The following is a 25,810-nucleotide window of genomic DNA, read 5'->3' on the forward strand; positions in this document are numbered from 1 at the left end:
AACGGGCCGCTCTTTCGAGCGGCCCGTTTTCATTGATGCCCAGCCAAAAAGTGCTATCTCGCTCAGCCGTCCAGACCACGCGCCAGATCGTTGCGAATGTCGCCCGCATGCTCCAGGCCGACCGCGAGGCGGATCAACCCTTCGGTGATCCCCGCCGCCGCACGCGCTTCCGGCGTAATCCGGCCGTGCGTCGTGGTGGCCGGATGCGTGATCGTCGTACGCGTGTCGCCGAGGTTGCCGGTGATCGACACCAGCTTCGTGCCGTCGATCACGCGCCATGCGTTCGCGCGCTGCTGCTCGGGCGTGTCGCCCTTCAGCTCGAACGACACGATCGCACCGCCCGCCTTCTGCTGACGCTTCGCGAGTTCATGCTGCGGATGCGATTCGAGCCCCGGATAGAACACGCGCGCCACCGCCGGATGCGAGTCGAGCCAGCGCGCGATCTCCAGCGCGTTCGCCGACTGCTTCTCGACGCGCAGCGACAGCGTCTCCATCCCCTTCAGCAGCACCCACGCGTTGAACGCCGACAGCGTCGGGCCCGCGCTGCGCACGAACGGGAACACCTTGCCCATGATGAATTCCTTCGAGCCGACCAGTGCGCCGCCGAGCACGCGGCCCTGCCCGTCGAGGAATTTCGTTGCGGAGTGCATCACGACATCCGCGCCGAGCTTCAGTGGCTGCTGCAGTACCGGGCTGCAGAAACAGTTGTCGACGACGAACAGCGCGTTCGCCGCCTTCGCGATCTTGCCGATGGCCTCGATGTCGGCGAGCTCGGTCAGCGGGTTCGACGGCGTCTCGAGGAAGAACATCTTCGTTTCCGGCCGCACCGCTTCCTGCCACGCGTTCAGGTCGGTCGGGTCGACGAAGGTCGTCGTGATCCCGAACTTGCTGAAGATCTGCGAGAACATCCCGAGCGTCGAGCCGAACAGGCTGCGCGAGCTGACGAGGTGGTCTCCTGCCTGCAGCGCGGACATCACGACCGACATGATCGCGGCCATGCCCGACGCCGTCGCGATGCACGCCTCGCCGCCCTCGAGCGCCGCGAGACGCTCCTGGAACATGGTGACGGTCGGATTCGTGAAGCGCGAATAGGTGAAATAGTCTTCCGAATTCGCGAAGCGCTCGGCCGCGTCGGCCGCGCTCGAGAAGCAGAAGCTCGACGTGAGGAACAGCGCTTCCGAATGCTCGTTGAAGTCGCTGCGCAGCGTGCCCGCGCGCACGGCAAGCGTGTCGAAGTTGAGGGAGTCGTCCATGTTCCGTTTTCCGTATTCGAGGGCCGCGCCGACGGTCGTTCATGAAGCGCGGACCCGGTCAAAACCGAGGCCAAAAAACAAAAAGCCCGCTATGCGTCGGCATCAGCGGGCTTCGGTGCGGTACGACAGCGATCGACTCGGGCCGGCTGCCGCCGGCCTTCGCTTTAGCTGTTTTGGGAAGTTGCCCCGCGTCCGCAAGCTGATATCAAATCGACGCAAGGCCACATCCTATCACGCCTCGATAAAAGCGTGCGCCGGCGTTACTCGACCGACAGTTGCAGGTTCATCTGCGAACGCTCGGTATCGCCGGCCGTATCGCGATCGGCCTGCGACGCCGGCGCGAGGCGCGCGCGCTCGATCGCATCGAGGTACTCGGGCGTCACCGCGCCGGTGATGTAGTTGCCGTCGAAACACGACGCCTCGAAGTGCTCGAGCTTCGGGTTGATGTCGCGCACCGCGCGGCGCAGATCGTCGACGTCCTGATAGATCAGGTGGTCGGCGCCGATGATCTTCGCGACTTCTTCGTCGGTGCGGCCGTGCGCGACGAGTTCGCCACGCGTCGGCATGTCGATGCCGTACACGTTCGGGAACTTCACGGGCGGCGCCGCCGACGCGAAGATCACCGACTTCGCACCCGCATCGCGCGCCATCTGCACGATTTCGTGCGAGGTCGTGCCACGCACGATCGAATCGTCGACGATCAGCACGTGCTTGTCCTTGAACTCGATGCTCATCGCATTGAGCTTCTGGCGCACCGACTTCTTGCGCACGGCCTGCCCCGGCATGATGAAGGTCCGGCCGACGTAGCGGTTCTTGAAGAAGCCTTCGCGATACTCGACGCCGAGCTTCGCGGCGACCTGCATCGCCGCCGGGCGCGACGAATCGGGAATCGGCATCACGACGTCGATCGGCACGTTCGGCAGTTCGCGCTTGATCTTTTCGGCGAGATAGTCGCCCATGCGCAGGCGCACGTTGTAGACCGGCACGCCGTCGAGGCACGAATCCGGACGGGCCAGATACACGTATTCGAACATGCACGGATTCAGCGTCGGGTTCTCCGCGCACTGCTGGCTGTGAAAATTGCCGGCCTTGTCGATGAAGATCGCTTCGCCCGGCTCCAGGTCGCGCACGAATTCGAAACCGATGCCTTCGACCGCCACCGACTCCGATGCGACCATCCACTCGGTGCCGTGCTCGGTCTCGAGCTTGCCGATGCACAGCGGACGGATGCCGAACGGATCGCGGAACGCGAGCAGGCCGTAGCCGGCGATCAGCGACACGATCGCGTACGAACCCTGCAGGCGGCGATGCACGCCCGAGACCGCCTTGAATACCGACGCCGGATCGAGCTCGAGGCCCGTGGTCGACAGTTGCAGCTCGTGCGCGAACACGTTGAGCAGCACTTCGCTGTCGGAATTGGTGTTGATGTGCCGGCGGTCGATCCGGAACATCTCGTCCTTCAGTTGCTGCCAGTTCGTCAGGTTGCCGTTGTGCGCGAGGATGATCCCGAACGGCGCGTTCACGTAGAACGGCTGCGCCTCGGCCTCGCTCGACGCCGAGCCGGCCGTCGGGTAGCGCACCTGGCCGATGCCGTAGGTGCCGGGCAGGCTGCGCATGTTGCGCGTGCGGAACACGTCGCGCACCATGCCGTTCGCCTTGTACATGTGGAAATTGCTGCCGTCCGCCGTCGCAATGCCCGCCGCGTCCTGACCGCGATGCTGCAGCAGCAGCAGGCTGTCATAGATCAGCTGATTGACCGGGGATTGGGAGATAACGCCTACGATGCCGCACATGGCATGTCCTTCAGAATGACAAAATCGGTTCCGTCCTGCCCGGCCGCGTCGTCACACGCGTACGTACTGGGCCATGCCGTCGGGCAAGAGCTGCTTCAGCTCGTGCACGCCCTGTTCGGCAAAAGGACGCAAGAGCGCATTGCGCCAGAAATCCTGTTTGGGCAGTTCGGTCAGCCCGGCCGCCGCGACCAGCAGCACCACCAGCACGCAGCCGCGGACGAGCCCGAACATCATGCCCAGCGAGCGGTCGACGCCGCCCAGGCCGCTCGCCTGCGCGATCCGCGACAGCAGCGCGTTCGCCACGCCGGCGACCAGCACGACGCCGATCACGAGCAACGCGAAGGCGATCACCCACTGCGTCAGCGCGCCGCCCGGCCAGTTCGCCGGAATGTACGGCACGACCAGCCCGACGTAGCGGCTCGCGATCACGATCGCCGCGATCCAGCCGATCAGCCCGAAAATCTCGGACACGAAGCCGCGCCACGCGCCGCGCAGCGCCGACAACACGATCACCGCCAATACAGCGTAGTCGAAAGCCGTCAGCATCGTGGCATTACTGCGTCAGACCGGCTTCGCGCACCTTCGCGATCGCGGCGGAAGCCGCCGAACGATCCGCGAACGGGCCGGCCCGCAACAGTGTAGCCGTGCTGCCGTCTGCCTGCTTGCGATGCTCGACATATGCGGGCACACCCGCCGATTTCAACTTGGTCGCCCACGAACGGGCCGTCGCGTCGTCCTTGAACGAGCCGAGCTGCACCGCGAAGCGCGCACCGGCCGGCGATGCCGGCGACGATGCGTCGCTGCTATCCGGGCTCGCGGCGCCGTCATTCGCGACCGTTGCGGGCGCAGGCTTCGGCGCGGCCGGTTTCGCGGCGGGCGCAGCCGGCTTCGGCGCGGGCTTCGGCGGCGTCACGCTCGCGGTGGTGGTCGTATCGGGTTTCGCGGCCGGCTTCGCGGCATCCTTAGGCGCGGGCGCCGGTGCGGCCGCAACGGCCGTGTCGGAGGCCGGCGGTTCGTCGTGCGCGACACCCGCCTGCACGTCGGACACATCGTCGTCGCGCGGCGCGACCGCCTGGTGCGCGGGGCGGTTCGGGATGTCGATCGCGATGTCGTCCGTGACCGGCTTCGGGTGCGAATCGAGCACCATCGGCAGCACGATTACCGCGGCCACGACGAGCGCGATCGCGCCGACAAGGCGACGGCGCGCGCGTTGCTTTTCTGGAAGGGTCGGATCGAGGAGCAGTGCATCCGATTCCGGACGCTCGGTGCGGCGCGAGCGGCGCTCGACGCGTTCAGTGCGCTCCGTGCGCACGTTCCGGGAGGCCCCGGTGCGACCGCCGCGCCGCGGGGGCGCGTCGTCGTCTTTCTTGCCGAACGAGAAAATTCCCATGAATGGCTGAGTCCGAAACTGCCCGTCAGTCAGTGTTGCTGCGATTTACGGTAGGCCAGCACGCCGGCAACCGTATGGAAACTGCCGAAAACCACGATTCTATCATTCTCGGATGCTCTTTTTAGCGCATCGCGAAACGCTTCCGCGGGCGACGCGTACCGCGTCACGCTCGAATCGGGCCCCTCCTCCACGCCGGCCTTGCGCAGCGCGGCTTCGAGCTGCTCCGCGGAGGCCGCGCGCGGCAGCGGCAGGTCGGTCACGCACCAGTGGTCGATCTCGCCCTTCAGGTGCTGCAGCACGCCGTCGATGTCCTTGTCGTGCATCGCGCCGAACACCGCGTACGTGTACGGGAAGAAGCCCATGTTGCCGAGGTTCTGCTCGAGCACGGCCGACGCATGCGGGTTGTGCGCGACGTCGAGCACGATCGCCGGCTTGCCGGGCAGCACCTGGAAGCGCCCCGGCAGTTCGACGTTGGCCAGTCCGAGCCGGATATCCTGCGCGGACACCGGCAGCACCGGGCGCAGCGCCTCGAGCGCGGCGAGCGCGGCCGACGCATTGATCAGCTGGTTCGCGCCGCGCAGCGCCGGATACGCGAGCGCCGGATAGCGCTTCTCGCGGCCGAGATAGCTCCATTGCTGACGCTCGGCGCCCGCCTGCGCCTCGTAGCGGAAATCGCGGCCGACCAGCCACAGGTCGGCGCCGATCGCTTCGGCGTGGTCGATCAGCGTCTGCGGCGCGGCCGGATCGCCGCAGATCGCCGGCTTGCCCGCGCGGAAGATCCCGGCCTTCTCGAACGCGATCTTCTCGCGCGTGTCGCCGAGGTATTCGGTGTGGTCGATGTCGATGCTCGTGACGATCGCGCAATCGGTGTCGATGATGTTGACCGCGTCCAGCCGGCCGCCGAGGCCGACTTCGAGGATCACCGCGTCGAGCCCGCGCGACGCGAACAGATGCAGGATCGCGAGCGTCGTGAATTCGAAATACGTGAGCGATACAGGTTCGGCCAGCGACGTGCGCGCGGCTTCGACGGCCTCGAAATGCGGCAGCAGCTCGTCGTCGGTCACGTTCTGCCCGTTCACGCGTGCGCGCTCGTTGAATTCGAGCAGGTGCGGCGACGTGTGGCAGCCGACCTTGTAGCCCGCGCGCACGAGGATCGTCTCGAGGAATGCGCAGGTCGAACCCTTGCCGTTCGTGCCGCCGACGGTGATCACCGGGCACGCGAATTCGAGCTGCAGCGCCGCCTTGACCTGCCCGATGCGGGTCAGGCCCATGTCGATGCCGACCGGGTGCGCGCGTTCGAGATGCGAAAGCCACGCGTCGAGAGTGGGAAAAGTGCTCATCGGATCAAATCTGGATCGGTACCGCCACTACGCCAAAAAAACGAAGCGCGCCGCCTGACGTTGAAGCCAGGCGACGCGCAGCGTCACAACCTTGCGCCGGTCAAGCCAGCGCGTCGGCCGGCTGTCGCTGCAGCAGTGCGAGCAACTGCGCGATCTCGTCGCGCATCTTGCGACGGTCGACGATCATGTCGATCGCGCCCGTCTTCAGCAGGAATTCGGCGCGCTGGAAGCCTTCCGGCAGCTTCTCGCGGACCGTCTGCTCGATCACGCGCGGGCCGGCGAAGCCGATCAGCGCCTTCGGCTCGGCGATCACGACGTCGCCGAGGAACGCGAAGCTCGCCGACACGCCGCCCATCGTCGGGTCGGTCAGCACCGAGATGAACGGCAGCTTGGCTTCGGCCAGCTTGGTCAGCATCGCGGTGGTCTTGGCCATCTGCATCAGCGACAGCAGGCTTTCCTGCATCCGCGCGCCGCCCGATGCGGTGAAGCAGATGAACGGTACGTGCTGTTCCAGCGCGTTCTGCGCACCGCGCGCGAAGCGTTCGCCGACGACCGAACCCATCGAGCCGCCCATGAACGAGAACTCGAAGCAGGCCGCGACGACGGGCAGCGTGTGAATCGCCCCGCCCATCACGACCATCGCGTCGGTCTCGCCGGTTTCGTCCATCGCTTCCTTCAGACGATCGGGGTACTTGCGGCTGTCCTTGAACTTCAGCGTGTCGACCGGCACGATTTCCTGGCCGATTTCATAGCGGCCTTCCGGATCGAGCAGCCCGTCGAGGCGCTCGCGCGCGCCGATACGCATGTGGTGATCGCACTTCGGGCACACGTGCAGGTTCGCGTCCACGTCGTTGCGATAGAGAACGGCCTCGCAGGACGGGCACTTGACCCACAGGCCTTCCGGAATGCCCTTGCGGCTTTTCGGGTCGGTCTGCTTGATCTTCGGCGGCAACAGTTTGTCGAGCCAGCTCATCGTATGGTTTCCTGTTCCGTGGCGGGGCGGGCCAACCGGCCCGTTCCCGCTTCCTGTGTTGTGTTTATCGCGCCGTGTTGCCCGCACCGTCCAGCGCAGCACGCAGCTCGGCGATGAAAGTCTTCAACGCGGCGGCGGCACCTTCCGGCGCGGCGCTCTCGAGCAGCTGCACGAGGCGGCTGCCGATCACGACGGCGTCCGACACTTCGGCCACCGCGCGCGCCGTTTCGGCGTCGCGGATACCGAAGCCGACGCCCACCGGAACCGGCACGCGCGACTTGATGGCCGGGATTTTACCTGCAATGCTCGAAACATCCAGATTTCCCGCGCCGGTCACGCCCTTGAGCGACACGTAATACACGTAGCCGCTCGCGATCTTGCCGACGTCGGCGATGCGTTCGTCGGTCGACGTGGGCGCGAGCAGGAAGATCGGATCGATCTGCGCGGCACGCATTTTCTCGGCGAATACGCCCGCCTCTTCCGGCGGATAGTCGACCACCAGCACGCCGTCGACGCCGGCCGCGTGGGCTTCGGCCGCGAATGCGTCGACGCCCATCCGTTCGATCGGGTTCGCATAGCCCATCAGCACGACGGGGGTTTTGGGGTCGGTTTCGCGAAAACGCTTCACGTCGGCGAGCACGCTCTTCAACGTGACGCCGCGCGCGAGCGCGCGTTCCGACGAGCGCTGGATCACGGGGCCGTCGGCCATCGGGTCCGAGAACGGCACGCCGAGTTCGATCACGTCCGCGCCGCCGGCGGCGAGCGCGTGCATGAATTCGACGGTTTTCGCGGGATCAGGGTCGCCGGCCGTGATGAACGGGATCAGGCCCTTACGGCCTTGTTCGGCGAGCGCGGCGAAGGTCTGCTTAATACGATTCATGATAATTTTCCTATGTCGACCGGAGTTAGCGCTTTAGCGCTTACTCCGGTCCCATGCAAAGCAGCATTCGGCGATGCGGCGGCGCGATTCACGCGCACGCCGGCGCGGCGAGCGCGCTCACGCGCTCGTGCGCGATCGCACAATAGCTTTCGTTGATCTCGTAGCCGACGAAGTCGCGCCCCTGCCGTGCGCAGGCCACCGCGGTCGTGCCGCTGCCCATGAACGGATCGAGCACGCGGCCGCCCGGCGGGCAGCTGGCGAGCACCATCCGCTCGATGATTTCCAGCGGCTTCTGGGTCGGGTGATCGACGCGCTCCGCGTGCTGCCGGTGCAGGCGTGAGACCGACCAGACGTCCTTCGGGTTGTAGCCCATCTCCAGCCACTTGCTGCCTTCGAACAGCTTGCGCGAGCGGGCCTTCTTCGTGTCGGCGTCGTACGGGATGCGGACCGGATCGAGATCGAAGTAATACGCCTTCGAAACCGCGAAAAAGCCGATGTTGTCGTGCACCGACGTGAAACGGCGCGTCGTGCCGCCCATGCTCGGCACGCGCCGGTCCCAGATGATCTCGTTGACCATCGTGAGCTGCGTCTTCAGGAAACTGAAGATTTCCGGCGCGTACTGCCATGTGCAGAAGATGTACATCGACCCGCTCGGCTTCAGCTTCGGAATCGCGAGCTCGAGCCACCCGCGCGTCCACGCGAGGAAATCGTCGCCCGAACGCTTGTCCGAATCGTTGCCGTAGTCCTTGCCGAGCCCGTACGGCGGATCGGCGACGATCAGGTCGATCGACGCATCCGGCAAATACGCGGCATGGGTCAGGAAGTCGCGGTTGTGCAGTTCGATACCGGACGGCAGCGCGCGCGGCGCGGCAGCGGCGGGCTGAACCGCCTCCGCCTCGCTCGCGGCGCCGCCGCCCGGCTCTTCGATCAGGTCACGCATCGGTCGGGGTCAGAGCTCGATGCCCGATCGCTCGGCGACCGTGTGCATGTCCTTGTCGCCGCGGCCCGACAGGTTGACGAGCAGGAGCTTGTCCTTCGGCAACGTCGGCGCGAGCTTCACGCCGTACGCGATCGCGTGGCTCGACTCGAGCGCGGGAATGATCCCCTCGATCCGGCAGCAGTCGTGAAACGCCTTCAACGCTTCCGCGTCGGTGATCGGCACGTACTGCGCGCGGCCGCTGTCCTTCAGCCATGCGTGCTCGGGACCGACGCCCGGATAATCGAGGCCCGCCGACACCGAATGCGTCTCGATGATCTGGCCGTTGTCGTCCTGCAGCAGGTACGTGCGGTTGCCGTGCAGCACGCCGGGGCTGCCGGCGATCAGCGAGGCAGCGTGATGGCCCGTGTCGAGGCCGTCGCCGGCCGCTTCGACGCCGATCAGTTGCACCGAGGTATCGTCGATGTACGGATAGAAGATGCCCATCGCGTTCGACCCGCCGCCGACGCACGCGATCACCGCGTCCGGCTGGCGGCCGGCGAGCTCGGGCATCTGCACCTTGCACTCGTCACCGATCACGCGCTGGAAGTCGCGCACCATCATCGGGTACGGGTGCGGGCCCGCGACCGTGCCGATGATGTAGAACGTGCTTTCGATATTCGTGACCCAGTCGCGCATCGCTTCGTTCAGCGCGTCCTTCAGCGTGCGCGAACCCGATTCGACCGGCACGACGGTCGCGCCCAGCAGCTTCATCCGGTAGACGTTCGCGGCCTGCCGGCGCACGTCCTCCGAGCCCATGTAGACGACGCACTCCATCCCGAAGCGCGCGCAGATCGTCGCGGTCGCGACGCCGTGCTGGCCGGCGCCCGTTTCCGCGATCACGCGCTTCTTGCCCATGCGCTTCGCGAGCAGCGCCTGGCCGATCACGTTGTTGATCTTGTGCGCACCCGTGTGGTTCAGGTCTTCGCGCTTCAGGTAGATCTGCGCGCCGCCGAGCATCTCGCTCCAGCGCTGCGCGTGATAGATCGGCGACGGGCGGCCGACGAAATACTTCAGCTCGCGCTCGAATTCGGCGACGAAGTCGGGATCGTTCTGGAACTTTTCATACGCCGCGCGCAGTTCGTCCAGCGCGTGAATCAGCGTCTCGGCGACGAACACGCCGCCATACGGGCCGAAATGGCCGCGATCATCAGGAAGGTTGTACATGGTGTCTCTCTCGATCGGTCGGTGTGCCCGCTTTGGGGGTCGCACCGGCTTGCATCACCCGGCGTCCGCTGCGCGCACCGCGCGTACGAACGCCGCCATCCGGGCGTGATCCTTCACGCCCTTCGCGCCCTCCACTTCGATGCCACTCGAGACATCGACAGCAAACGGACGCAACTGGCGGATCGCATCACCGACGTTTTGCGCGTTCAAGCCACCACTCAAAACGGCCCGACGCGCGAGCTCTGCGGGAATAAGAGACCAATCGAAGACCTTGCCGCTACCGCCGTAATCCGGCACCAAAGTGTCGAACAGGAGGCCGCGCGCTTTCGAATAATGAAGAGCCGATTCTACCAAATCGGCACGCTGCGTCGAGGGGCCGACGCGCACCGCGCGCAACCACGGCAGCCGTGCCGCGCGGCCGAGCGCGTCGCACTGCGCCGGCGTCTCGTCGCCATGGAACTGCAGCACCGTCAGTGGCACGTCGCGCACGACGGCTTCGATGTCGGCTTCGGTCGCATTCACGAACAGCCCGACCACCGAGACGAACGGCGGCGCGAGGCTCGCCAGCTCGGCCGCCTGCGCGATCGTCACCGCGCGCGGGCTCTTCGGGTAGAACACGAGGCCGATCGCATCGGCGCCGAGCGCCGCCGCATGCAGCACGTCCTCGGGACGCGACAGCCCGCACAGCTTGATGCGCGTGCGCGGCGCCAGGCCGGCCGCGACGGAATTCGAAGAAGACACGGCGTGCTCCGTCATGTTTGTGGGTCCAGATCCGCCCAGACGCTGCTCCACGGTACGCTGCCGAGCTGCGCGGGCGGGACGGCGAATTCCGCCGGATAGCCGACGTGGGCGAGGTACAGCCCGTCGGCCATAAACGTGGGCGCCGCGAGATTGCGGTCACGCCCGGCCAGCACGTCGGCGAGCCAGTCGGCCGGATAGCGGCCGCGCCCGACCGCGACGAGGCAGCCCATCAGGTTGCGCACCATGTGATGCAGGAACGCGTTCGCGCGGAAGCGGAAATGGATGAAATGCCCCGCGCGCCGCACATCGATCTGATACAGGTGTTTGACCGGCGTCTTCGACTGGCATTCCGACGACCGGAACGACGAAAAGTCGTGCTCGCCGATCAGGTGCGCGGCGGCGGCGCGCATCGCGTCGTCGTCGAGCGGCGTGTGGATCCAGCCGGCGCGCCCGGCCAGCATCGGCGAACGTACCGGATGCACGTACAGCGCGTAGTAGTAGGTGCGCTCGAACGCCGAGAAACGCGCATGGAACGTATCCGGCATCGGCTTCGCCCATTGCACCGACACGGTCGACGGCAGGAACGCATTGGTGCCGCGCACCCACGAGAACACCTCCCGCTCGAGATCGGTGTCGAAATGCACGACTTGTCCGAGCCCGTGCACGCCGGTGTCGGTGCGCCCCGCCACCGTCGTGTGCAGCGGCACCCGCGCGAATTCGGCCAGCGCATGTTCGAGCCGATCCTGCACGGTCTTGCCGTGCGGCTGCGCCTGCCAGCCGCAGAACGCCGCGCCGTCGTACTGGATGCCCAGCGCGATCCGCATCACGCCTCGTCCGCCAGTTTCGCGAGCAGCGCGCGTGCATCGTCGCGAGTCGCGGCGTCGTTCGCGTCGATCACTTCCTGCAGCAGCGTCCGCGCGCCGGACAGGTCGCCCAGTTCGACGTATTCGGCCGCGAGGTCGAGCTTGTTGCGGGCGATGCGCGCGAGCTCGTCCGCGGTGAGCGCGGGCAGCGCGGCGCCCGGCGTGGACGGCAGGTCGAGATCGAAGTCGAGCTTCAGCGCGCCGAACTGCGCGCCGCCGAGCGGGGGCAGCGATGTCGTCACGGGCGGGCTGCCAGCTTGGCCGGCGGGCGTCGCTGCGTCCGGGTCCCAATCGAACTCCTCGTCCTGGTCGGCGGGATGTTCCGGTGCCGGTTCACTCGCGCCCGTTGGCGGGTGCTGCGCGGATTGACCGTTAGTTGCGATTTTATCGACATCGGACTGCACTGCCCGCGCAGACGGTTCCTCCGCCGTCGACGATGGCTCGTCCGCCGTCCGCGGCGGCAACGGCATGTCGAGACTGTTGAGCGCGCTGATCGCGTTCTGCATCAGCGACGCGTGCTGCGCTTCGGTCGTCGCAGGTGCGGCGGATGCGGCGGTCGGGTCGGCTGGCTGGTCCGCTGCGGTGGTTTTTTCCGCCGGTTCTGCGTCGTGCGGAGCCTCGACCGGAGCCGGAGTCGCCTCGTTCGCAAGCGGCCCCGTAGCGTGAGCAGCCGGCAATTCGGGCGACCCGTCGTGCGGTGCCGCCACTTCGGGCACAGGCGATGTGTCCGCTGCGGGCGGCTCGATCGTCTCCGCCGCAGCGGCAGTCGCCGCGGCGAGGTTCAGGTCGGACGCCGCATCGCGTGCGACCGGCATCTCGGGCGTGATCGGCAGTTCTCGTTCGACAGACGACGCGGCTTCGGCTTCCGCAGCCACGGCACCGCCCCCTGCGGCCGCGGTCGCAACGGTACCCGCATCGTCAGCGCGGCGACCCTTGCGGCGCTTGCGCCATGCGAAGCCGGCCGCAAGCACGATCACGGCAGCGCCGGCCACGGCGACCGGGCGCCAGTCCATCTGTTCGGTACGCCGTGCAGGCGTCGCGACAGGCGCGACCCGTTGTACCGAAGCCGATGCCGATTGCGGCGCACTGGCTGCCACACCCGACGCGGCTTCGTCCGCCGTCGATGCCGCGGCCGATGCACCCGCGTCATTCACGGCCGGACGCGGCGTGGCGGGCACCGGAGCAGGCGCGACGCCGGTCGTCGTCGCCGGCTTGCCGATGCCGTGCTTCTGCAACTCCATCAGCACGCGATTCTTCAACGCCAGCAATTGCTGCAGGCTCGACGGCCGCGGCTGCGACGCACTCACGGCGGGCGCCGCGCCGGCCGGTTCATGCACGCCGGAAACCGGGCTACCCGGCACCGCCTGCCCCGCAGCCTCGCTCGCGGACGACGGCGCCGACTGGATCGCACCGCTCCACACGTGCGGGCCGCTTGCCCCGGCCGTGGACGCCGCCGGCTGCGTGCTTTCGACAGCCGACGCGCCATATGCGGCCGACGCGCCGATCGAAGCCGAAGCACCGCTCGAAGCCAACGCCCCCGCCGCCGTCGCCGTCGAGACGCTCGCCCCGCTCACCGGAGCCGCGTGCACGGCCGGCGCCACCGGCGCGGGTTGCACGGCCGAGCCGGGATGCGGCGCGGATGCGCCGTGCTGCGCGAGCGCCGCTCCGCCCGATGCGGCGGCGGGCGCGGAAGCAGCCGCCGCACCGGAGGCAGCGGATGCGCCGGCCGGCACGAGCGCCGCGCCGGTCGCGTCGAGCGCGGGCACGGTCAGCGTCGCGCCGACTTTCAGGCGGCTCGCGTCGCGTTTCATGAACGCCTGCGGATTGGCATCGAACAACGCACGGCCAGCGCGTGCGAGCACGGCCGGATCATGCGATTGCGTGGCCGCTTTCGCGATGTCGTTCAGCGACTGGCCCGGCTGGACCGTCACGGTAAGCGGAGCGGCGGCGCCGGCGGCGGACGCCGGCAATTCGCCGGTGCCGACTGCCCACGCCGATGCGGCTACGCCGAGCGCCAGGATCGCCAGCGCGCCACGCACGGCGCGCGACAAGCGGGACTGACGCGAAAACAAGGAAATTCGGGACATCGTTGGCTCTATCGCCGCGCGCGGGCGCGGCTCGGATTCGCGGTTGGAAGCGTCAATAAAGTGGCGGCAGAAATGCAAAAGCGTCGCGCGGAACGCGACGCTTTCGGCGGGTCTGTGCGTCGTAACCGCGTAGTTTACTTCACGCGATCGGGTTCCGGCCGAATTCGTCGCCGGCAGGTGCCACCGGGCGCGGGCGGGCGCTCATGTCGAGCGGGTGCGCGTGTCGCAGTCCATGTATCCAACCCGTAAAAATGAACCTGCTTGCCGCAGTCGAAAGCCGCCTCACGCAGACTCGCGCCCCACTCGAATGACACGGCCTTGTGGCGCTCAGCGGACATCCTCCGAAGGACCGGAGCAACAGAATCGCAAGCGTTTCCTCAACAATCCATCCCGCCCGCCGTTAATGAATGACCAGCCGCACAATCAAAACAAATCTCGACCGGCGATTAATCCCATCCCGATCAATTCCAATTCGTCGATAAGAAGGCAATTTCCCGCTCTTATCGGAGAAAATGAAAATTCACACCGCCAAAGCCCCGCCCCGCAAGGCTTTCACCCCTTCCACACGACCCATTGCTCATACAAAAGCGATCGTTTCTGCATCAATTCAATTGCATTACACAAAATTACACAGACCTGATAACCGCCGTCGATACGATCGCCTTCAAACAGGAATCGGCACATTTCGACCTCGCGCCCGCCCATGTCGGAAAGACAGCAGCACGCGGTCGGACTGATGCCGTGAAGTACCGGAGGGTCATCGCGCAGTCGCACGACTGCATTCACTCACGAGCTCGTTACGGGGACGAACATGGGCTATCAGCAGGGTTTGAGCGGGTTGGCCGGGGCGTCGAGCAATCTCGACGTCATCGGCAACAACATCGCGAACGCAAACACGGTCGGCTTCAAGCAGGGACGCGCGAACTTCGCCGACATGTACGCGAATTCGGTCGCGACGTCGGTCAACACGCAGATCGGCATCGGCACGCGGCTCGCGTCGGTGCAGCAGAATTTCGGCCAGGGGACGATCAACTCGACGAAGTCGTCGCTCGACGTTGCAATCAACGGCAACGGCTTCTTCCAGATGTCGAGCAACGGCGTGACCACGTACTCGCGCGACGGCACGTTCCACCGCGACAAGAACGGCGCGATCGTCGACGCGCAAGGCCGCAACCTGATGGGCTATGCGGCAGGCGCCGGCGGCATGATCAACACCGCGCAGACCGTGCCGCTGCAGGCGCCGACCAGCAACATCGCACCGCGCGCGACGAGCAAGATCACCGGCCAGTTCAACCTGAACGCGCAAGACAAGGTGCCGGCCAAGACGCCGTTCAACGCGACCGACAACACGACGTACAACTACAATTCGTCGATCCAGGTCTACGACACGCTCGGCGGCTCGCAACAGGTCACGATGTACTTCGCGAAGAACGCGGCCGGCACGTGGCAAGCCTACGCGGGCGTGCAGGGCCAGACGCCGACGAATCTCGGCACCGTCACGTTCGATGCATCGGGCCGGCTCAGCTCGACGACGTCGGCCGCGACCGGCCAGCCGACGCCAAGCCTCGGCCAGTTCGCGTTCTCGATCCCGAACACGACGGGCGGCGCCAATCCGCAGAACCTGACGCTCGACCTCGGCGGCACGACGCAGTACGGCGGCAAGGACGGCGTGAACAATCTCGCGCAGGACGGATTCGCGAGCGGCACGCTGACGACGTTCTCGATCGGCACCGACGGCAAGCTGACCGGCAACTATTCGAACGGCCAGAGCGCGGTGCTCGGCCTGATCGCGCTGGCGAACTTCAACAACCCGAACGGGCTCGTGAACATCGGCGGCAACCAGTATGCGGAAACGGCCGCGTCGGGCGTGCCGCAGATCTCAGCTCCTGGCAGCACGAACCACGGCACGCTGCAGGGTAGCGCGCTCGAAAACTCGAACGTCAACCTGACGACCGAGCTCGTGAACCTGATCACCGCGCAGCGCAATTACCAGGCGAATGCGCAGACGATCAAGACCCAGCAGGCCGTCGACCAGACGCTGCTGAACCTGCGCTGAACGACCGCCCATGAAAAATGCGCCGCGCCGCCCCTGAATCCCAAGGCCGACGCGGCGCGTCGTATCGTGCAGCGCGGCCCGCGGGCCGGACCGCCAGCGTGCTTACTTGTCGAGCAGGATGCGCAGCATGCGGCGCAGCGGCTCGGCCGCGCCCCACAGCAGCTGGTCGCCGACCGTGAACGCCGACAGGTATTCGCCGCCCATCGCGAGCTTGCGCAGGCGGCCGACCGGCACCGACAGCGTGCCGGTGATCTTCGCCGGCGACAGGTCGCGCATCGACGCTTCACGCTCGTTCGGCACGACCTTCACCCAGTCGTTCGCCGATGCGAGGATGCCGTTGATCTCGTCGAGCGGCACGTCCTTCTTCAGCTTGATCGTCAGCGCCTGCGAGTGGCAGCGCATCGCGCCGATCCGCACGCACAGGCCATCGACCGGGATCGAACCCGGCTCGCCCATCGCCGGCTTGCCGAGGATCTTGTTGGTTTCCGCGCCGCCCTTCCACTCTTCCTTCGACATCCCGTTGCCGAGATCCTTGTCGATCCACGGAATCAGCGAACCGGCCAGCGGCACGCCGAAGTGGCTCGTCGGCATCGCGTCGCTGTTCATCGCGGCCAGCACGCGACGGTCGATGTCGAGGATCGCGGACGCCGGATCGGCGAGCTGTTCCTGCACCGCGCCGTTCAGCGTGCCCATCTGCGACAGCAGCTCGCGCATGTTCTGCGCGCCCGCGCCCGATGCGGCCTGGTAGGTCATCGCCGTGATCCAGTCGACGAGGTTCTCGCGGAACAGGCCGCCGAGCGCCATCAGCATCAGGCTGACCGTGCAGTTGCCGCCGATGAAGTTCTTCGTGCCCTTGACCAGCGCGTCCTTGATCACGTCGAGGTTGACCGGATCGAGGATGATGACCGCGTCGTCCTGCATCCGCAGCGACGATGCCGCGTCGATCCAGTAGCCGTTCCAGCCGGCCGCGCGCAGCTTCGGGAACACGTCGTTCGTGTAGTCGCCGCCCTGGCACGTGATGATCACGTCGCACTTCTTCAGCTCGTCGACGTTGGTCGCGTCCTTGAGCGTAGTCTCGTTTTTCGCGAACGACGGCGCCTTGCCGCCCGTGTTGCTGGTGCTGAAGAACACCGGTTCGATCAGGTCGAAATCGCCCTCTTCCTGCATGCGCTGCATCAGGACGCTGCCGACCATGCCGCGCCAACCTACGAGACCTACGTTCATGACTAACCCTTTGCTTGAATGGAGCTTCCCCGCCATTTCCGTCCCCGCGTGACCGCGCGGGGAAACAGGCGGGCACGACGGCGATCAGCGTTTAATGATCGTTTTCGTGGTAATGGTTTTCGTGATGACGATGGCGCGCGCACCCGCACGGGCAGTGTTGCCGTGGAGTTTCAGGACCGGGGAGATCAGGGAAATCAGCGCCATCGTTCGAGTCTACACAAAGCCGCTGGCCCGCACAACGGCCAACGGTGCGCGAACCGGCCGATTTTTTCGGCCCGTTCGCGCCCTTTTCATCTTAATTACCGGACTGCACTTCCGTCCACTTACAGCGCGGCGACCACCGCGTCGCCCATCGCCGCCGTGCCGACCTGCTTGCAGCCCGGCGTCGCGATGTCGCCCGTGCGATAACCCTGTTCGAGCACCGTTTTCACCGCGCGCTCGATGCGATCGGCCTGCTCCGCGCGATTCAGCGAGTAGCGCAGCAGCATCGCGGCCGACAGGATCGTCGCGAGCGGGTTCGCGATGCCCTTGCCCGCGATGTCCGGCGCCGAACCGTGCGACGGCTCGTACAGCCCCTTGTTGTGCTTGTCGAGCGACGCCGACGGCAGCATGCCGATCGAACCCGTCAGCATCGACGCTTCATCCGACAGGATGTCGCCGAACATGTTGCCCGTGACGATCACGTCGAACTGCTTCGGCGCCTTCGCGAGCTGCATCGCCGCGTTGTCGACGTACATGTGCGACAGCTCGACGTCCGCGTATTCCTTCGACACGTCGATCATGATGTCGCGCCAGAACTGCGACGTTTCCAGCACGTTCGACTTGTCCACCGACAGCAGCTTCTTCGCGCGCTTTTGCGCGGCCTGGAACGCGACGTGCGCGATGCGGCGCACTTCCGGCTCCGAATAGCGCATCGTGTCGAAGCCTTCGCGCTCGCCGGCGAACGGGCCGTCCGGCGCCGCGCGCACGCCGCGCGGCTGGCCGAAGTAGATGTCGCCGTTCAGTTCGCGCACGATCAGGATGTCGAGGCCCGCGACGAGCTCCGGCTTCAACGGCGACGCATCGACGAGCTGCGGATAGCAGATCGCCGGGCGGAAGTTCGCGAACAGCTCGAGGTGCTTGCGCAGCCCGAGAATCGCCTGCTCGGGGCGCAGCGCGCGCTCCAGCGAGTCGTACTTCCAGTCGCCGACCGCGCCGAACAGGATCGCGTCGGCCTGCTTCGCGAGCGCCAGCGTCGCGTCGGGCAGCGGATGGCCGCTCGCCTCGTAGCCCGCGCCGCCGACCGGCGCCTGTTCGAGTTCGAACTTCTCGTCGAGTGCGTTCAGCACCTTCACCGCTTCATTGACGATTTCCGGACCGATGCCGTCGCCGGGCAGCACTGCAATCTTCATGCGAAATTCCTGACTGAGTAGATTGTTATGGAGGCAAGCCGGCGAGCGCACGCACGGCGCGCCCGCCCGCCACGCGCGATCAGCCGACCAGCTTGGTGTTGAGCCACGGCTGCTTCACGAGCCGCTCCGCTTCGAACTGGCGGATCTTGTCCGCGTGGCGCAGCGTGAGGCCGATGTCGTCGAAGCCGTTCAGCAGGCAGTACTTGCGGAACGCGGCGATCTCGAACGGATACTCGCGGCCGTCGCCCGCGCGCACGACCTGCGCGTCGAGGTCGATCGTCAGTTGAAAGCCGTTGAACGCGACCGTCTCGTTGAACAGGTGATCGACCTGCTGCTCGGTCAGCACGATCGGCAGCAGCCCGTTCTTGTAGCAGTTGTTGAAGAAGATGTCGGCGAAGCTCGGCGCGATGATCGCGCGGAAGCCGTACTGCTGCAGCGCCCACGGCGCGTGCTCGCGCGAGCTGCCGCAGCCGAAGTTCTTGCGTGCAAGCAGCACCGAGGCGCCCTGGTAGCGCGGCTGGTTCAGCACGAAGTCCGGGTTCAGCGGACGCTTCGAATTGTCCTGGCCCGGCTCGCCGTGATCGAGATAGCGCCACTCGTCGAATGCGTTCGGACCGAAGCCCGTGCGCTTGATCGACTTCAGGAACTGCTTCGGGATGATCGCGTCGGTGTCGACGTTCTCGCGATCGAGCGGCGCCACGACGCCGGTATGTACAGTGAATTTTTCCATGATCCGTCTATCCGGTTGAAGGGCCGGCATTCAGCCGGCGCACATCGACAAATTCTCGGCGGGAAACGTCACTCCGCGGCGCGCTTCAGTGCGCTGCCGGCGGCGTTGACGTCTTCCCCGAAGCCTCGGACGGTATTGCAGCCGGCCAGGCCGAAGCCCAACCCCGCCAGCGCCAGCGCGGCAACCAGCCGCGCGATGACCTTCGATGCCGTCACGTGTTACCCCAGCTGGCGAATGTCGACGAAGTGACCTTCGATCGCCGCGGCCGCCGCCATCGCGGGGCTCACGAGGTGCGTGCGACCGCCCGCGCCCTGCCGGCCTTCGAAGTTGCGGTTCGACGTCGACGCGCAGCGCTCGCCCGGCTCGAGCCGGTCGGCGTTCATCGCGAGGCACATCGAGCAGCCCGGCTCGCGCCATTCGAAGCCCGCATCGGTGAACACCTTGTCGAGCCCTTCGCGCTCGGCCTGCGCCTTCACGAGGCCCGAGCCCGGCACGACCATCGCGAGCCGCACGTTCGACGCGACGCGACGGTTCAGCTTCTTCACGACGTACGCGGCCGCGCGGATGTCCTCGATCCGTGCGTTCGTGCACGAGCCGATGAAGATCTTGTCGACCTTGATCGATTCGATCGGCGTGTTCGGCTCGAGCGCCATGTATGCCAGCGCGCGCTCCATCGCGTCGCGCTTGACCGGATCCTTCTCGCGCTCGGGATCGGGCACGCGACCGTCGATCGACGTGACCATTTCCGGCGACGTGCCCCACGTGACCTGCGGAACGATCTCGGCCGCGTTCAGCTCGACCACGCGGTCGAACTGCGCGCCGTCGTCCGACTTGAACTGCCGCCAGTATTCGACGGCCTGATCCCATTCCGCGCCGGTCGGCACGAACGGACGGCCCTTCAGGTAATCGATCGTCGTGTCGTCCACCGCGACCATGCCTGCGCGCGCGCCGGCCTCGATCGCCATGTTGCAGACGGTCATGCGGCCTTCCATCGTCAGCGCGCGAATGGTCGAGCCGCCGAATTCGATCGCGTAGCCCGTACCGCCCGCGGTACCGATCTTGCCGATGATCGCGAGCACGATGTCCTTCGCGGTACAGCCGCGCGGCAGCGCGCCCTCGACCTTCACGAGCATGTTCTTGCTCTTCTTCTGCAGCAGGGTCTGCGTCGCGAGCACGTGCTCGACTTCCGACGTGCCGATGCCGTGCGCGAGCGCGCCGAACGCGCCGTGCGTCGACGTATGCGAATCGCCGCACACGATCGTCATGCCCGGCAGCGTCGCGCCCTGCTCCGGCCCGATGATGTGGACGATGCCCTGACGCACGTCGTTCATCTTGAATTGGGTGATGCCGAATGCGTCGCAGTTCGAATCGAGCGTGTCGACCTGCAGCTTCGAGACGGGATCGGCGATGCCGTGGCTGCGGTCCGTCGTCGGCACGTTGTGGTCCGACACGGCCAGGTTCGCGCTGATGCGCCACACCGGACGCTGCGCGATCTTCAGCCCTTCGAATGCCTGCGGGCTCGTGACTTCATGCAGCAGCTGACGGTCGATGTAGAGCAGGGTCGTGCCGTCTTCCTCGGTGTGGACCACGTGGGTGTTCCACAGTTTGTCGTAGAGAGTCTGTGCCATGGGTATGCGGGGTCGTTGTGACTACAAGCCTTGCGGATGTGGTCGATTATGCCACGCAAAATCGGCCCGCGGAGTACCACGATAACGAAAAAAGTTAATAAAAACAGTGAGTTGGGTGGTACACGCGATACCCGGATAAGCATTACCCGGCAAGCGCGGCGGCTGGACGCGGACAAGTCGCGCCGTCGGCATACGCACTTGGCGCAGGTTGTCGCGAGCCATACGCAACCCGCCCAAACGCGCCCACGCGTGCGACGCATCCGTGCGCCGCACCCATGCTGGCTTGCGCGGCGCGATTTCTCGACCGTCGCAGGCCGCCCCAGGGCATTGCAATCGACTTGCGGCGGCGTGCTACCGGAAGAAATCGCGCAACTCGCGCGCCAGCGCCTGCGGTTGTTCTTCAGGAATGAAATGCCCGCTATACGCGATCGTCGCAGCCGTCACCTCCTCCGCGACATGTTCGAGCGGCCCCGCCATGTCAGGTATGGATCCCTGATCCGCACTGACGGCGAGCACGGGCATCTTCAGCTTCCCCAGCGCCTGCAGCTTGCGGTTCTGCGCCGACGACTCCGACACGGCCCGATAGAAGGCCAGCCCCGCTCGCAACCCGCCGTCCCGGGTGAACACCCGGAGATACTCGTCGACATCCGCGTCGGAGAACGACTCGGGATTGGCCGCCTTGCGACGCAAGAACCAATCGAGATACTCGCGCTCCTTGCCGGCAATCAGCGTCTCCGGCAGGTCGGCGACAGTATGAAATGCGAAGTGCCACGTGCGCCATGCGTTGCCGGGCTCGATCGGCAGTGCGGCCGGCAGCGTGACGCCGGGTATCCCCGCGTCGAGCAACGCCAATCGCTTCACTGATTCGGGATACATCGCGGCAAACGGATAGGCGACCCACGCCCCGACGTCGTGAGCGGCCAGGTAAAAGCGCGCGATATTTTGCCGCTCCAGCAGGCGCGCAAGCGTTGCCGCGACGGTCTGTGTGTCGTAACCGACGAGTGGACGGTCCGAGTCGCCTTGTCCGGGAAGATCCGGCGCCACGATCCTGAATTCGTCCGCGAGAAGCGGCATGACTCTCCGCCACGCGTACCAGCTTTCCGGAAACCCGGCGAGCAGGACGATGGTCTCGCCGTCGGCGCGGCCTCCTTCGACAAAATGAAGGCGCACCCCGTCTACCGTATCGAACCGATGACGAAAGCCGGTGAGCCGCGGGTCTTCCCGAAAATAGGGCGTGGCCTCGAGGTGCGAAGCAGCCTCGGTTGATTGATGCTGGTACATAAGTTCGTCCTCTCTACAGAATCGACTGTCCTGGATGATGCCCCCCCCGGCAGCGGGAGCCATTTCGTTCGGAAATACCCATTTCCCAATTCGGCGAAACCGGACCACGTGCATGCGCCGTTTCGCGCGTTACCTCACATCGAGTCATCTGTCGGGCAACGCAGAAACCTTAGTCGAGCAGCCGCATTGCCTCGTCGACCAGCATCGACATGTCGCTCCGGCTCTGGCCGAGCTTCCCCACCACTCGAAGCCCCTGCACCATGGCAAACAGACAGCTCGACGCGGCTTGCGCGTTCAGCGCGGCATCGACGGATCCATCGGCCTGCCCTTGCTTGATCAAATCGCGAAGGAGACGCTCGATCCTCTGCATCGATTTGTGGACGATGCCGGCGATCTCGCTATCCAGCGTACTCAGAACAATGGCGCCGGCGACGACCAGACAGCCCTTTCGACCCTCGTCTCCATGCGAGACGTCCGCGTAAAAGCGCAGGAGCGCTCGCACCTTGTCTCGTCCGCTTTTTTCATCGGCAAGGATCACGTTGAGCTCGCTTACGCGCCGATCGATGTACCGGTTCAACGCGGCAACGAATATCGCGTTCTTGTCGGCAAAGGCCTTGTAAAGACTGCCGGCAGTGAGCCCCGTCTCCCGGGACAGGTCGCCGATAGAAGTCGCATGATAGCCACGCTCGCGAAAGACGCGGATGAAGCCGTCCAGCGCGTCATCCATATCGAATTCTCGCGGCCTGCCAACGTTCGCTGCAATTTTCGTAGCCATGCGGCATTATAGGAAATGATCATTTCCGAATCAAGCCATGCGAACCGTCAGCAGGCATACGATGCGTGGCCCCGACACGACGCAGGTCGCCATTCACCGGAGACCGGCCGAATGGCTGCGACGAACGCCGCACATGACACGCGGCGCCACGGGCATTTCGCACTCGATCTCATAGACTGTCTATTCGCAACGGGCGGCGCGCGGCCGCCCTCCCCGCCATCGCGATGCGTGCATCCCGGCGCATCGACCGGACAGGAGACTTGCATGCAATACGAACTCTATTACTGGCCCGAGATCCAGGGCCGCGGCGAATACGTGCGGCTCGCGCTCGAGGCGGCCGAGGCCGATTACGTCGACGTCGCGCGCGAATCGGGGCGCGGAATGGGCGTGTCGGCCATGATGCGCATGATGGACAGCGCGAAGGCCGAATGCGTGCCGTTCGCGCCGCCGTTCCTGAAGGCCGGCGACGTGGTCGTCGGGCAGACCGCGAACATCCTGCTGTTTCTCGGCGCGCGGCTCGGGCTCGCGCCTGACGACGAAGCCGGCCGGCTGTGGGTGCACCAGATCCAGCTGACCGCCGCCGATTTCGTCACCGAGATCCACGACACCCACCATCCGATCGGCAGCGGCCTCTACTACGAGGAGCAGCAAGCGGAAGCAGCCGAGCGCGCCGCCGATTTCCTCGAGAACCGGCTGCCGAAATTCCTCGGCTACTTCGATCGCCTGCTCGAACAGAATCCCCACAAGAGCGGCTATATCGCCGGCAGCGCGCTCACCTATGCGGACCTGACGATGTTCCAGTTGATCGAGGGCCTGCGCTACGCGTTCCCGAAAGCGATGAAGCGCGCGGAGCGCAAGGTCGCGGCGCTGGTCGCGCTGCACGATCGCGTCGCGCAGCATCCGCCGGTCGCGCGCTACCTCGAGTCGGAACGCCGCATCCCGTTCAACGACATGGGGATCTTCCGGCACTATCCGGAGCTGGACAAGTAACGGCCGGGCACGTACCGCGGAAAGTGCGCGCGCGGGCGGATTTCACGCAGGATCAATGCGGCTGCCCGTGCTGCGCGGCGGCCGCGTCGACGGCCCCGACCGAGCGCGTGAGCCACGGCCCGATGTCCATCTCCTCGTAGCGCACGAGCCGGCTCTTGCGCGCGCGGCGATACGCCCACCAGATCGCGACGAACAGCGGAATCCACACATAGATCGACAGCACTTCCATCCAGTCGATGCGTGCCGCGAAAAACGCCTGGTAATCCTGGCCGAGCGAAATGACGATGCAGATCGCGATCGCGAACAACGGCCCGAACGGAAACCATTTCGCGCGATACGGCAGCTGATCGAGACGATAGCCCTGCTTCAGGAATCCCTTGCGGAACCGGTAATGGCAGACCGCAATGCCGAGCCACGCGATGAAGCCGGTGATGCCGACCGTATTCAGCAGCCACAGATAGATGCGCTGGTTGTTGGTCAGCGACGTGAGGAAGCACAACCCGCCGACGGCCATCGTCGCGTACAGCGCGTTGCGCGGCACGCCGCCCGGCGACAGCGTCGCGAACATCGCCGGCGCGCGCCCTTCCGACGCGAGGTTGTACAGCATCCGCGTCGCCGCGTAGGTGCCGGAATTGCCGGCCGACAACACGGCCGTCAGGATCACCAGATTCATCGCGCCGGCGGCGAGCGGGAACCCCGCGTGGCTGAACACCAGCGTAAACGGGCTCACGCCGACATCGGTCACGTCGCTCTTCAGCAGGTTCGGATCGGTGTACGGCACGAGCAGGCCGATCACGAAGATCGCGAGCACGTAGAACAGCATGATCCGCCAGAAGATCTGCTTCACCGCGCGCGGAATCGTCTTGCGCGGGTTTTCCGATTCGCCGGCCGTGATGCCGACCAGCTCGGTGCCGAGGAACGAGAAGCCCGCGATCAGCGCGACGCTCATCATCGCGTGCACGCCGCCGACGAACGGCGCGTCGCCGGTCGTGAAGTTGCGCCAGCCGACGGTATGCCCGGTGCCGGCATACCCGGTGCCGGTATGCCCGTCGCCCAGCACGCCGGCCGCGATCAGCAGCCCGGCCGCGATGAACGCGATCACGGTGACGACCTTGATCAGCGAGAACCAGTATTCCGATTCGCCGAAGCCGCGCACCGACAGCGTATTGAGCAGGAAAATCAGCACGAGGAAACCCGCGCCCCACGACACGCCCGGCACCGACGGAAACCAGTAGCGCATCACGATCTGCGCGGCGACCAGCTCGATCGCGATCGTCACCGCCCAGCTGTACCAGTAGGTCCAGCCCAGCGCGACGCCGAAGCCTTCGTCGACATACTTCTCGCCGTAGATCGCGAACGAGCCCGATACCGGCATCAGCGCGGCCATCTCGCCGAGCCCCGTGACGACGAAGTAGACCATGATCCCGATCGCGAGATACGCGGCGATCGCCCCGCCCGGCCCCGCCTGCGCGACCGACGCGCCCGACGCGACGAACAGCCCCGTGCCGATCGAACCGCCGATCGCGATCATCGCGATGTGGCGGCCCTGCAGACGGCGCTTCAGCGTCGTCCCGGACGGCGCGGCCGTCTCCGCTGCCGCTTGCATAGCATCCATAGTGCTCACCCTGATTGTGATCCGGCCAGCCGATTTGATTTGGAATGCAAATCGATTGCTCCGGTCATTCGCATCGAAACCGGCCCTGCCGGGCCGGTCGCATCACACGACACTGCGCTTGATCGCCTGCAGTTCGGCCGTCGTCACGATCTTCTCGATCCGGAACCGCGGGCTTTCCAGCCACACGTTCGCGATCCGCCGGTACTCGTCGAGATCCTCGCACGCGAGCCGCACGAGAAAATCGAACGTGCCGCTGACGAGCCAGCAGTCGAGCACGGCCGGATTCGCGCGCATTTCCTCTTCGAACGGCGCCTGCGAACGCCCGTGGTCGGCCAGCACGATCTGCGCGATCACGACGATCGGCTTGGTCGCGCGCGGCGCCTTGATCACCGCGCGATACCCTTCGATCACGCCGAGCGCCTCGAGCCGCTCCACGCGCGCCTGGCACGGCCGCGGCGTGAGGTTCACGAGTTCCGACAGCTTCCGGTAGGAAATGCGCCCGTCGGTACGCAGGATGTCGAGGATCCGGAGATCGATCTTGTCGAGCTGCATCTTCTTGTCGGTCATCCGCGTTCGCTCCGGTCGGGTCGTGGCTGGTGCGCGCAACGTCTGCCGTTCCGCGCGGGGCCACATTATCCGGCCGAAGCGGCCGCGCGC

The 25,810-nt window shown here is 66.0% G+C and carries 25 protein-coding genes; 2 read left to right on the forward strand and 23 right to left on the reverse strand.

What is annotated here, in order from left to right; genetic code table 11:
- Nucleotides 1-62: 62 nt before the first annotated feature.
- From AP428_RS22340 to AP428_RS36815, 13 genes are all read right to left on the reverse strand, one after another.
- Nucleotides 63-1,253, reverse strand: a complete 1,191-nt coding sequence (locus AP428_RS22340; protein WP_011694679.1) for an O-succinylhomoserine sulfhydrylase — start codon at nucleotides 1,251-1,253, stop codon at nucleotides 63-65.
- 260 nt (nucleotides 1,254-1,513) lie between these two features.
- Nucleotides 1,514-3,046, reverse strand: a complete 1,533-nt coding sequence (gene purF, locus AP428_RS22345; RefSeq protein WP_006479327.1) for an amidophosphoribosyltransferase — start codon at nucleotides 3,044-3,046, stop codon at nucleotides 1,514-1,516.
- 51 nt (nucleotides 3,047-3,097) lie between these two features.
- The gene (locus AP428_RS22350) at nucleotides 3,098-3,592 is read right to left on the reverse strand and encodes a CvpA family protein (protein WP_006479328.1); all 495 of its coding nucleotides are present in this window, start codon (nucleotides 3,590-3,592) and stop codon (nucleotides 3,098-3,100) included.
- 7 nt (nucleotides 3,593-3,599) lie between these two features.
- Entirely contained in the window at nucleotides 3,600-4,436 is an 837-nt protein-coding gene (locus AP428_RS22355; protein WP_011548088.1) for an SPOR domain-containing protein, read from the reverse strand.
- Nucleotides 4,437-4,465: 29 nt separating this feature from the next.
- A complete protein-coding gene (gene folC, locus AP428_RS22360) occupies nucleotides 4,466-5,776 on the reverse strand; it encodes a bifunctional tetrahydrofolate synthase/dihydrofolate synthase (protein WP_006479330.1) in 1,311 nt (436 codons plus the stop codon).
- A 100-nt stretch (nucleotides 5,777-5,876) separates the two neighbouring features.
- Nucleotides 5,877-6,749 carry an acetyl-CoA carboxylase, carboxyltransferase subunit beta gene (gene accD, locus AP428_RS22365; RefSeq protein WP_006484412.1) on the reverse strand — a complete coding sequence of 291 codons (873 nt, stop codon included), beginning with the start codon at nucleotides 6,747-6,749 and terminating at the stop codon, nucleotides 5,877-5,879.
- 64 nt (nucleotides 6,750-6,813) lie between these two features.
- Nucleotides 6,814-7,629: a tryptophan synthase subunit alpha gene (gene trpA / locus AP428_RS22370; RefSeq protein WP_011548089.1), complete on the reverse strand. Its 816-nt coding sequence runs from the start codon at nucleotides 7,627-7,629 to the stop codon at nucleotides 6,814-6,816.
- A gap of 88 nt (nucleotides 7,630-7,717) precedes the next feature.
- On the reverse strand, nucleotides 7,718-8,569 hold the full coding sequence (locus tag AP428_RS22375; protein ID WP_011548090.1) for a site-specific DNA-methyltransferase: 852 nt from the start codon (nucleotides 8,567-8,569) through the stop codon (nucleotides 7,718-7,720).
- A gap of 9 nt (nucleotides 8,570-8,578) precedes the next feature.
- Entirely contained in the window at nucleotides 8,579-9,772 is a 1,194-nt protein-coding gene (gene trpB, locus AP428_RS22380) for a tryptophan synthase subunit beta (protein WP_011548091.1), read from the reverse strand.
- 54 nt (nucleotides 9,773-9,826) lie between these two features.
- Nucleotides 9,827-10,528, reverse strand: coding sequence for a phosphoribosylanthranilate isomerase (locus tag AP428_RS22385; protein WP_011548092.1), 702 nt, complete (start codon nucleotides 10,526-10,528; stop codon nucleotides 9,827-9,829).
- Entirely contained in the window at nucleotides 10,525-11,337 is an 813-nt protein-coding gene (gene truA / locus AP428_RS22390) for a tRNA pseudouridine(38-40) synthase TruA (RefSeq protein WP_011548093.1), read from the reverse strand. Before truA ends, AP428_RS22385 begins: the two co-directional genes overlap by 4 nt.
- Complete coding sequence (locus AP428_RS22395) at nucleotides 11,337-13,463, reverse strand: FimV/HubP family polar landmark protein (RefSeq protein WP_011548094.1); 2,127 nt, start codon at nucleotides 13,461-13,463, stop codon at nucleotides 11,337-11,339. The genes truA and AP428_RS22395 overlap by 1 nt, the downstream gene beginning before the upstream one ends.
- 552 nt (nucleotides 13,464-14,015) lie before the next feature.
- Nucleotides 14,016-14,249: a hypothetical protein gene (locus AP428_RS36815; RefSeq protein WP_125381456.1), complete on the reverse strand. Its 234-nt coding sequence runs from the start codon at nucleotides 14,247-14,249 to the stop codon at nucleotides 14,016-14,018.
- 25 nt (nucleotides 14,250-14,274) lie between these two features.
- Here AP428_RS36815 and flgE point away from each other — a divergent pair, with 25 nt between their 5' ends.
- Nucleotides 14,275-15,519: a flagellar hook protein FlgE gene (flgE, locus tag AP428_RS22400; protein WP_011548095.1), complete on the forward strand. Its 1,245-nt coding sequence runs from the start codon at nucleotides 14,275-14,277 to the stop codon at nucleotides 15,517-15,519.
- Between the two features lie 102 nt (nucleotides 15,520-15,621).
- Here flgE and asd read toward each other — a convergent pair whose 3' ends face one another.
- The 8 genes from asd to AP428_RS22440 form a co-directional block, all read right to left on the reverse strand.
- Nucleotides 15,622-16,743, reverse strand: a complete 1,122-nt coding sequence (gene asd / locus AP428_RS22405; protein ID WP_012338485.1) for an aspartate-semialdehyde dehydrogenase — start codon at nucleotides 16,741-16,743, stop codon at nucleotides 15,622-15,624.
- An 84-nt stretch (nucleotides 16,744-16,827) separates the two neighbouring features.
- Entirely contained in the window at nucleotides 16,828-16,947 is a 120-nt protein-coding gene (locus AP428_RS22410) for a hypothetical protein (RefSeq protein ID WP_006756675.1), read from the reverse strand.
- A gap of 119 nt (nucleotides 16,948-17,066) precedes the next feature.
- Nucleotides 17,067-18,134 (reverse strand): 3-isopropylmalate dehydrogenase, encoded by a 1,068-nt coding sequence (gene leuB / locus AP428_RS22415; RefSeq protein ID WP_011548096.1) that lies wholly within the window; start codon nucleotides 18,132-18,134, stop codon nucleotides 17,067-17,069.
- A 79-nt stretch (nucleotides 18,135-18,213) separates the two neighbouring features.
- Nucleotides 18,214-18,864 carry a 3-isopropylmalate dehydratase small subunit gene (gene leuD / locus AP428_RS22420; protein WP_011548097.1) on the reverse strand — a complete coding sequence of 217 codons (651 nt, stop codon included), beginning with the start codon at nucleotides 18,862-18,864 and terminating at the stop codon, nucleotides 18,214-18,216.
- 68 nt (nucleotides 18,865-18,932) lie between these two features.
- Complete coding sequence (locus AP428_RS22425; protein ID WP_011548098.1) at nucleotides 18,933-19,079, reverse strand: entericidin A/B family lipoprotein; 147 nt, start codon at nucleotides 19,077-19,079, stop codon at nucleotides 18,933-18,935.
- Nucleotides 19,080-19,082: 3 nt separating this feature from the next.
- Nucleotides 19,083-20,492: a 3-isopropylmalate dehydratase large subunit gene (gene leuC / locus AP428_RS22430; RefSeq protein ID WP_006479340.1), complete on the reverse strand. Its 1,410-nt coding sequence runs from the start codon at nucleotides 20,490-20,492 to the stop codon at nucleotides 19,083-19,085.
- A 351-nt stretch (nucleotides 20,493-20,843) separates the two neighbouring features.
- Nucleotides 20,844-21,773 (reverse strand): alpha/beta fold hydrolase, encoded by a 930-nt coding sequence (locus tag AP428_RS22435; protein ID WP_011548099.1) that lies wholly within the window; start codon nucleotides 21,771-21,773, stop codon nucleotides 20,844-20,846.
- A gap of 169 nt (nucleotides 21,774-21,942) precedes the next feature.
- A complete protein-coding gene (locus AP428_RS22440) occupies nucleotides 21,943-22,548 on the reverse strand; it encodes a TetR/AcrR family transcriptional regulator (RefSeq protein WP_011548100.1) in 606 nt (201 codons plus the stop codon).
- A gap of 264 nt (nucleotides 22,549-22,812) precedes the next feature.
- Here AP428_RS22440 and AP428_RS22445 point away from each other — a divergent pair, with 264 nt between their 5' ends.
- On the forward strand, nucleotides 22,813-23,538 hold the full coding sequence (locus AP428_RS22445; protein ID WP_011548101.1) for a glutathione S-transferase: 726 nt from the start codon (nucleotides 22,813-22,815) through the stop codon (nucleotides 23,536-23,538).
- 52 nt (nucleotides 23,539-23,590) lie between these two features.
- Here the strand turns inward: AP428_RS22445 and AP428_RS22450 are convergent, their stop codons facing one another.
- Both AP428_RS22450 and AP428_RS22455 read right to left on the reverse strand, forming a co-directional pair.
- The gene (locus AP428_RS22450; protein WP_011548102.1) at nucleotides 23,591-25,153 is read right to left on the reverse strand and encodes an amino acid permease; all 1,563 of its coding nucleotides are present in this window, start codon (nucleotides 25,151-25,153) and stop codon (nucleotides 23,591-23,593) included.
- A 102-nt stretch (nucleotides 25,154-25,255) separates the two neighbouring features.
- A complete protein-coding gene (locus tag AP428_RS22455) occupies nucleotides 25,256-25,720 on the reverse strand; it encodes an Lrp/AsnC family transcriptional regulator (RefSeq protein ID WP_006487769.1) in 465 nt (154 codons plus the stop codon).
- Nucleotides 25,721-25,810 lie beyond the last annotated feature (90 nt).

Source organism: Burkholderia sp. E168m22 (genome assembly GCF_001319805.1).
Taxonomy (GTDB): Bacteria; Pseudomonadota; Gammaproteobacteria; order Burkholderiales; family Burkholderiaceae; genus Burkholderia; species Burkholderia orbicola.

Bases quoted from the DNA above. Each gene is read 5' to 3' on its own strand.
- AP428_RS22440 (WP_011548100.1), bottom strand. From the start codon at position 22,548: ATGGCTACGAAAATTGCAGCGAACGTTGGCAGGCCGCGAGAATTCGAT.
- leuB (WP_011548096.1), bottom strand. From the start codon at position 18,134: ATGAAGATTGCAGTGCTGCCCGGCGACGGCATCGGTCCGGAAATCGTC.
- AP428_RS22455 (WP_006487769.1), bottom strand. From the start codon at position 25,720: ATGACCGACAAGAAGATGCAGCTCGACAAGATCGATCTCCGGATCCTC.
- trpA (WP_011548089.1), bottom strand. From the start codon at position 7,629: ATGAATCGTATTAAGCAGACCTTCGCCGCGCTCGCCGAACAAGGCCGT.
- AP428_RS22435 (WP_011548099.1), bottom strand. From the start codon at position 21,773: ATGTACCAGCATCAATCAACCGAGGCTGCTTCGCACCTCGAGGCCACG.
- AP428_RS22340 (WP_011694679.1), bottom strand. From the start codon at position 1,253: ATGGACGACTCCCTCAACTTCGACACGCTTGCCGTGCGCGCGGGCACG.
- leuC (WP_006479340.1), bottom strand. From the start codon at position 20,492: ATGGCACAGACTCTCTACGACAAACTGTGGAACACCCACGTGGTCCAC.
- flgE (WP_011548095.1), top strand. From the start codon at position 14,275: ATGGGCTATCAGCAGGGTTTGAGCGGGTTGGCCGGGGCGTCGAGCAAT.
- trpB (WP_011548091.1), bottom strand. From the start codon at position 9,772: ATGTACAACCTTCCTGATGATCGCGGCCATTTCGGCCCGTATGGCGGC.
- AP428_RS22450 (WP_011548102.1), bottom strand. From the start codon at position 25,153: ATGGATGCTATGCAAGCGGCAGCGGAGACGGCCGCGCCGTCCGGGACG.
- truA (WP_011548093.1), bottom strand. From the start codon at position 11,337: ATGCGGATCGCGCTGGGCATCCAGTACGACGGCGCGGCGTTCTGCGGC.
- leuD (WP_011548097.1), bottom strand. From the start codon at position 18,864: ATGGAAAAATTCACTGTACATACCGGCGTCGTGGCGCCGCTCGATCGC.
- folC (WP_006479330.1), bottom strand. From the start codon at position 5,776: ATGAGCACTTTTCCCACTCTCGACGCGTGGCTTTCGCATCTCGAACGC.
- AP428_RS22355 (WP_011548088.1), bottom strand. From the start codon at position 4,436: ATGGGAATTTTCTCGTTCGGCAAGAAAGACGACGACGCGCCCCCGCGG.
- AP428_RS22395 (WP_011548094.1), bottom strand. From the start codon at position 13,463: ATGTCCCGAATTTCCTTGTTTTCGCGTCAGTCCCGCTTGTCGCGCGCC.
- accD (WP_006484412.1), bottom strand. From the start codon at position 6,749: ATGAGCTGGCTCGACAAACTGTTGCCGCCGAAGATCAAGCAGACCGAC.
- asd (WP_012338485.1), bottom strand. From the start codon at position 16,743: ATGAACGTAGGTCTCGTAGGTTGGCGCGGCATGGTCGGCAGCGTCCTG.
- AP428_RS22350 (WP_006479328.1), bottom strand. From the start codon at position 3,592: ATGCTGACGGCTTTCGACTACGCTGTATTGGCGGTGATCGTGTTGTCG.
- AP428_RS22445 (WP_011548101.1), top strand. From the start codon at position 22,813: ATGCAATACGAACTCTATTACTGGCCCGAGATCCAGGGCCGCGGCGAA.
- purF (WP_006479327.1), bottom strand. From the start codon at position 3,046: ATGTGCGGCATCGTAGGCGTTATCTCCCAATCCCCGGTCAATCAGCTG.
- AP428_RS22385 (WP_011548092.1), bottom strand. From the start codon at position 10,528: ATGACGGAGCACGCCGTGTCTTCTTCGAATTCCGTCGCGGCCGGCCTG.
- AP428_RS22410 (WP_006756675.1), bottom strand. From the start codon at position 16,947: ATGGCGCTGATTTCCCTGATCTCCCCGGTCCTGAAACTCCACGGCAAC.
- AP428_RS22375 (WP_011548090.1), bottom strand. From the start codon at position 8,569: ATGCGTGACCTGATCGAAGAGCCGGGCGGCGGCGCCGCGAGCGAGGCG.